At 60.3% G+C, this 5,627-nt stretch carries 7 protein-coding genes and 1 pseudogene; 3 read left to right on the top strand and 5 right to left on the bottom strand.

All coding sequences use genetic code 11. The features are described 5' to 3' along the window. Positions 1-485 precede the first annotated feature (485 nt). Complete coding sequence (locus ACFFWD_RS23040; protein WP_376968829.1) at positions 486-677, top strand: hypothetical protein; 192 nt, start codon at positions 486-488, stop codon at positions 675-677. Between the two features lie 157 nt (positions 678-834). Further along, complete coding sequence (locus tag ACFFWD_RS23035; RefSeq protein WP_376968827.1) at positions 835-1,074, top strand: hypothetical protein; 240 nt, start codon at positions 835-837, stop codon at positions 1,072-1,074. Positions 1,075-1,262: 188 nt separating this feature from the next. Here the strand turns inward: ACFFWD_RS23035 and ACFFWD_RS23030 are convergent, their stop codons facing one another. After that, complete coding sequence (locus ACFFWD_RS23030; RefSeq protein ID WP_376968825.1) at positions 1,263-1,478, bottom strand: hypothetical protein; 216 nt, start codon at positions 1,476-1,478, stop codon at positions 1,263-1,265. A 1,133-nt stretch (positions 1,479-2,611) separates the two neighbouring features. Here ACFFWD_RS23030 and ACFFWD_RS23025 point away from each other — a divergent pair. After that, a pseudogene (locus ACFFWD_RS23025) lies at positions 2,612-2,809 on the top strand (MBL fold metallo-hydrolase); the annotation flags it as partial. A gap of 13 nt (positions 2,810-2,822) precedes the next feature. On the opposite strand, the gene ACFFWD_RS23020 reads toward ACFFWD_RS23025, so the two are convergent. The 4 genes from ACFFWD_RS23020 to ACFFWD_RS23005 form a co-directional block, all read right to left on the bottom strand. Then, complete coding sequence (locus ACFFWD_RS23020) at positions 2,823-3,875, bottom strand: HD-GYP domain-containing protein (protein WP_376968823.1); 1,053 nt, start codon at positions 3,873-3,875, stop codon at positions 2,823-2,825. Positions 3,876-3,901: 26 nt separating this feature from the next. Then, on the bottom strand, positions 3,902-4,111 hold the full coding sequence (locus ACFFWD_RS23015) for a hypothetical protein (RefSeq protein ID WP_376968822.1): 210 nt from the start codon (positions 4,109-4,111) through the stop codon (positions 3,902-3,904). Positions 4,112-4,151: 40 nt separating this feature from the next. Next, positions 4,152-4,454: a PilZ domain-containing protein gene (locus ACFFWD_RS23010; RefSeq protein WP_376968820.1), complete on the bottom strand. Its 303-nt coding sequence runs from the start codon at positions 4,452-4,454 to the stop codon at positions 4,152-4,154. After that, on the bottom strand, positions 4,454-5,627 hold a 1,174-nt coding region (locus ACFFWD_RS23005), incomplete at its 5' end, for a DUF2336 domain-containing protein (RefSeq protein WP_376968818.1). The genes ACFFWD_RS23010 and ACFFWD_RS23005, both read right to left, overlap by 1 nt.

The raw sequence follows: 5,627 nt of genomic DNA, 5'->3' as shown, positions 1-5,627 counted from the left end.
GAAGGTTTCCGCAAAGCAGGGCTGCCCGAATAAGCACGGTGCGTTTGTGCAGACGAGGTTGCCCTTAGGCGACCTCCGATTTTCAGCGAAAGTCCGCTTCGCGCCAGGAGCCGTGTCGTGCCCTCGCGTATAACGTCCGCATTGACCTCAGAACCAGGCATCAGCGCCGCCCATCGGCAAGTCCGCAAAGGGCCAAGATGGGGAAGTCGCGGTCCCGGCCGAGTGCGGCCCATGTCGCCGACGAACGTTGGGCGCAGAGCGGTTGCCTGGTCTATAGGAACGTCAACAAGGCCGGCGCGTTGGATCGGAGGCGTAAAGCGATGCATTCCCTGCCCGCGGCCGGGTCAATTGCCAGCCTCATGGGCGCGGCGCTGCAGGTTGAGCTACGGCCGTTTGGTGTCGGCCTGACTAGGATCGCGAGGCCATCATGGCCGCGGTGTTGGAATGCTCCGGCATCACGGCGAGGACCAGCAACGAGCAAGCCCATGAAAGTCAAAGACTTGATAGATGAGCTACAGAAGCTCGATCCGGAGATGCCGGTCGTCGCATCCAGTCCTGACGGCTTCGATCTCTATGAGCCGACACTTGACCGCGAATGGATCACGATAGACCAGCTCGGTAGTCCGCAGCGCGCCATTTCAGGCGAGCCCGGAGCCGTGCAAGCCCTCCGCCTCTAAGCGGCCGGGAAGTTCTCCTGCACATAGAGCTTGATGCGCTCGTCGGGCGTATGGTCGTTCGGATACGTCTGCTTCACGATCGGAACGCCGGGATCGGCACAAGGTTGTATAGACTGCGAACCATCGCGGCGGAGATGAAACACATCATAGAGGCGAAATGATCCGAACAATCGTGAACGAATCCGGCGACGAACTCGGTGAGGCCAACCTTGACGGCATGCTTATCAAAGGGCACCACCGCATCGAGGCCGAGCTTAAGCTCCGCCACAAACTGTTCTTCAGGACCAGCGGCGCGCTGACGAGGATAAACTGCATCACGATTGACCACGCCGCGCACAAGATCAGGCTGACGATGGACGGCTTTAGTCGGGAACGTTCTCCTCAACATACAGCTTGAGCCGCTCGCCAAGCGTGTCGTTCGCCGAGTAGATTGTGCAGTGGAAGCGCTCTTACCGAGGTGTCTGAGACAGACCTTGCAGAGCTTGCCGCGTCGCGTGGATCGCATGATTAGGTCGTATTGCTCCATTGCTCCGCGGCTCCTGGCGTGATCGTCGAGCAAGGTACGATCGATCTGGGGTACCGATTTCATGCGGCATAGGACTGCCTGACGCCAGTGGGGCGGCCAAGCCGGAATGCTTCGATTGGAGTGATCTCTCCATCGAGCCAATCTTGTTCTCGCGCTAGAGCCCTCCAGGCTTCTTCCATGCGCTTGAAGCGAGTTTTCGTTTGTTTATCGATTGACCGCTTGGCGAGCTTGGAGCAGATCACTGCGTTGTCTAAGAGATGCTGCGACTGTTTCATGGAACGTCCCTCCTGTTCCAGAAAGAGGTAGGCGATCGGGCAAGGCCATTCAACGAAACCTCCGTGACCATTTCGTAACGCTCGTGAACACCTGTTCATCGCGAGCTTGGAAACGTCGGGTAGCCTGAGCTGCTGGCCGGTGCAGACGGCTGCCGCGTTCGCAAATCAGATGTTATAGAAGAATCGGCCGGTGGCCCAGCGGCGGTCTCGCTGGGGCGTATACGGAAACAGCAAAGAACCAATCTAAATTCCGCGTTACTCCATAAGCAGGCGTGTTGATGAGCTTCGCTGTTGACCCTGAGCCGACGAAACGCGATGTCGGCTATTGCGTCGGCTCATTGGAGTAAGGCGGACGCGTTATACTCACATCAAGTTTTCGAGATTTGACTCGCCAGAGAGATCGAAGCGAAAACCAACCGACGGCAAACATCGAACGACTTATGTCGATGCTTTCGTATCCGGTCGCCTCGCAACGAGAACACTGCTGATACACTGCAACACCGTCTCGCGTCTTTGGTTGCGCAAGTGGACCTGGTTGCGAAGGATTCCTCTGTCGGGTTTCGACTTCGACTCGCGCTTCTCCAGAACGGTCGATTCGAGATCGAGGTCATCGCCTCGGCGTACTGGGTTCGGCAGCTCCAGCTCATCATAGCCCATTCGGGCAAGGGCACGGAGAGGAGACTGCACCTTGTTCGTTAACGAGATGAAGATCGCGAACGTGTGCGCAGCAGATGCCGACAGTCCTGCAAAAACTGAACGAGCAGCAGCTTCAGGGAGCCGGCCTTTTGGGTCGCCGTCGTCATGGCCTGCGCGCCGGCGGTGTCGGCTGATCGCTGTCCCCGGGCGCTTGCATCTTGGCGGCGCCCCTGCAGGACGTGCGGCAGCTTCCCTCACCAGCCAAAGATGAACTTGCAAAGTACTTTCAGGCGACGAATGCTCTTAAGCAGAAGGAGCTCAAGTTTCTGGGTTGGCGCGATCCCGACGATGCAATCAAGATAATCAAATGGCTTTCGCGGTAAGCTCATTTCACCGGCGCGGTGCAGGCCTTTTCTAAGCGGTTGGGACGTCTAATCCGGAGGCCGCAGTCCGGGCGACGTGAGCCGCAAGCTGTCGGGCCAGAGGTCCGCGTCCATCACCACGTGATCCAGTGCCGCGAGCCGGATTGGTCGGCCAAGCCGGCACTGGGAACCGAAATAGTGTCACGGCGGAAATGCTTCGCTTCAGTCGCCGACACCGACACGCTAATCCTGCCGATCCATTTCCCGGCGCCGACGGTCGGCCTGATCAAGCCGGATGGCGACCGCTTCGGCTGCCGCTTCAAGCGGGAGTAGACAGAGGGGGAAGTCAACGGCTCAGGGCGACGTCCCTGAACGCCACGACCAGTGGCCGCTCGAGCTTGCCCTTCATGTCCAGCAGAATCTCATATGCCGTCTCCCTGGGCATCGTCGGCTTGTAGGCCCGCCGCTCGATCAGTGCGGCAAAGATGTCGGAGATGGTCAGGACACGCACGATATCGGAGATGCTCTCCGCGCACAGGCCGTCCGGATAGCCGCTGCCGTCCAGATACTCGTGATGGTGCCGCACCGCATCAAGGATTTCCGCGGATATACCCGGAATGCTCTTCAGCACCTCATATCCGGCGGCAGGGTGGGTTTCGATCAGCGTGCGCTCGGCCTCGTCAAGCCGCCCCGGCTTGTCGAGGATCGCGAGTGGGATCCTTGCCTTGCCGATGTCGTGGAACATCGCGCCCGAATGGAGTCGTTCGACGTCGGCTTTGCTCATGCCAAGGCTCAGGCCAAAATCGACGGCAATGCCGGTCACCAGCAGGCAATGCTGATAGGTGCCCTCGTGATGGCGGCGCACCGTCGTCAGCCAGTCGGAGAGGCCGTGTTCGGCAATGCTGTCGGCGATCCTGCCGCCCGCGCCCTTGGCGTCCGCGACATTGACCGCCGACCCGTTGATGACAGCCGAAAACATCGATGCGATGCTGGCGGCGCCTGCGGACGCAGCCTTCTGAGCGGTCGATGTCGGCTCGTCGTCCGGGGCGATCGACGGCGCCTCGATATCAGCGATCCTTGCCAGGAGTTGCGCTGGCTTGACCGGATTGAAGAAGATATCCGTCGCGCCGAGTGCATAGCCCTGAACCGTCGCAAGGCGCGAGCGTTGATCGATGATGAAGATGCGCCTCGGAATCCGTTTGAGCTTGCTGGAGACAGCCTTCAGCGCCGCGATGTTATCTATCACCCGCAAATCTGCGCTGACGATGATGGCTTCGATGTCATTGCCGCGAAGCCGGGCAGCATCAAGCAGCTCGGACGTGACCTCGAATGTCCGTCCAAGTATGCCGCGGACGGCAGACAGCCTAGAGGGGGTGTCGGCAACCACGTGGATCAGCATCGAAGCGCCTCGTCAGCCTCCTGCCATCAAGGAGCACATCGCCTAAACTGGACGACGCGTGCCCGGCGCGGGGCCTGGGTGAGAAAGCGTTCAAGGCCGCTGCAAACTTGATGCGCAAGGTCCTCGTTGATCACGAACTTCGCGACGGCGCCGGCGCAGTCGAATTCGATGATCCCGCGCAGCGGCTCGGCAGACTCTGTCGATACCGAGACGTTCGTTACTCTCTGCATGGTCATGTAGGTGGTTCCCCTCAGGCCTGATCAATGCCGTCATTCCTCATTTCGGAATGACGGCCTTTCCCTTCCTTTTTTTCTCCTCGATGAATCTCACGCCGACCTCGGCGCCGTCGACACGGACCAGTTCGCAACGGCGGAAGGCCAATCCTCTCGAGGAGAGCAGCAGAAAGAACTCCTGCGCCCGCAGCACCTCCAGCGTTCCGGCGACTTCAAGCCGGGCGCCGCTCTGCGAGATGTCGAGAAGGACACAACTTCGACGCCAGGTGCCGTCGACTCCCATGAGGTTCACGGGATAAGGGTGTTCGAGCCGAATGCGCTCCGCTTTTCGATCCCCATATGCCACTACAACTCTCCAGCCGCGGAGGACGGCTTCGCGGTCAAATCATTGATCAAGCCAAATCGGATCATGCGCTGGGCGCTTGAAAGCAGGAACGATTCAAACATATCTTTGGCGTCTTCGAGCTGTTGCTGAGAAGTGGCCTGACCAAGCTTCCGATTACTGACGATGGCCTTCGTCGTGTTCCAGTTCAACCGCGAGGCCCGGCAGGCGATGACGAGCCCGCGGATGTCGGCGGCCTCCAGCAGCGGTTCGATTGTCTCGGTCGGAACGGTCGCAAGCTGCGCCAGCGCCGCGGCGACGTTGTGGTATTCGCCCCTCACTGCGAAGCGATTGACGCTGGAGTCATTCAGCTGGCCGGCGTTGTTGAGCGCCATGACCGTCGCCTTGGCTTCGGTATAGTCGATGGCGGCCGGCGGTTTCGCTCGGATACGCGCGGCGCTGGCATCGATAGCCGCGCGGATCGCATCCTTTATCGCCTGAGGCGCGATCTTGAGGAGGCGGGCCTGCAGGCGTGACGTGGACCTTGCAATGAGGTCGCCGAGCGCACCAGGCGGCAGGTCGCTGCGCAAGACCAGTGAGCAGGCGACGTCGTCGTCCCGCTCGGCGGCATCGACCAAAATGGCAAAACCCGCGCTGTTAATTTGCGCGCCAGAATTACTTGCCAGCGAGCGAAGGACGCTGCTGTCGCCCCGCATCAGCAGAATATCGGTGAGTTCCTGGCTGATCTTCTTTCGGCCGGCGATTGCGCAAAGGTGTCCTTCGGCGCGCATCCACGCGATGTCGATTAGATCGGCATCCGAGATGCAGGCGCATTTCCGCAGGATCGGTGCCGCGACATCGGCGTCATCATGGAGGGCGAGGCGTCGCGCCAGTTCTCTGGGCACCGACCGCAGGTCGGCAAACGAGCGGCTCAGCGTGGTCAATGTCCGCAACTCGACGTCTTCCATCAAGCGGACCAGGACATCGTCGAACACGCCGATATGATGCTCGTTGAGCCGGTGGGCGTCCTCGAGAAAAAGGCCGGCCACCTGCCGCAACATCCGCATCCGGCGGTCTGGCGGGCCTGCTCTCAAAACATGGTCGAGTTCGGCAATAAGGGCAGTCGAGGCAATGGCTGGATCGTGCCCCGTGGCGTGGTGTAGCTGAGTGCGGATCACCACGTTCGCCGGCATGGGC

It is taken from the genome of Bradyrhizobium erythrophlei (assembly GCF_042430365.1).
GTDB classification, from domain to species: Bacteria; Pseudomonadota; Alphaproteobacteria; order Rhizobiales; family Xanthobacteraceae; genus Bradyrhizobium; species Bradyrhizobium erythrophlei.
Note: the sequence above shows the minus strand (reverse complement) of the source record. Positions and strands in the feature narration are given on the sequence as shown.

Bases quoted from the DNA above. Each gene is read 5' to 3' on its own strand.
- ACFFWD_RS23040 (WP_376968829.1), top strand. From the start codon at position 486: ATGAAAGTCAAAGACTTGATAGATGAGCTACAGAAGCTCGATCCGGAG.
- ACFFWD_RS23035 (WP_376968827.1), top strand. From the start codon at position 835: ATGATCCGAACAATCGTGAACGAATCCGGCGACGAACTCGGTGAGGCC.
- ACFFWD_RS23030 (WP_376968825.1), bottom strand. From the start codon at position 1,478: ATGAAACAGTCGCAGCATCTCTTAGACAACGCAGTGATCTGCTCCAAG.
- ACFFWD_RS23020 (WP_376968823.1), bottom strand. From the start codon at position 3,875: ATGCTGATCCACGTGGTTGCCGACACCCCCTCTAGGCTGTCTGCCGTC.
- ACFFWD_RS23015 (WP_376968822.1), bottom strand. From the start codon at position 4,111: ATGACCATGCAGAGAGTAACGAACGTCTCGGTATCGACAGAGTCTGCC.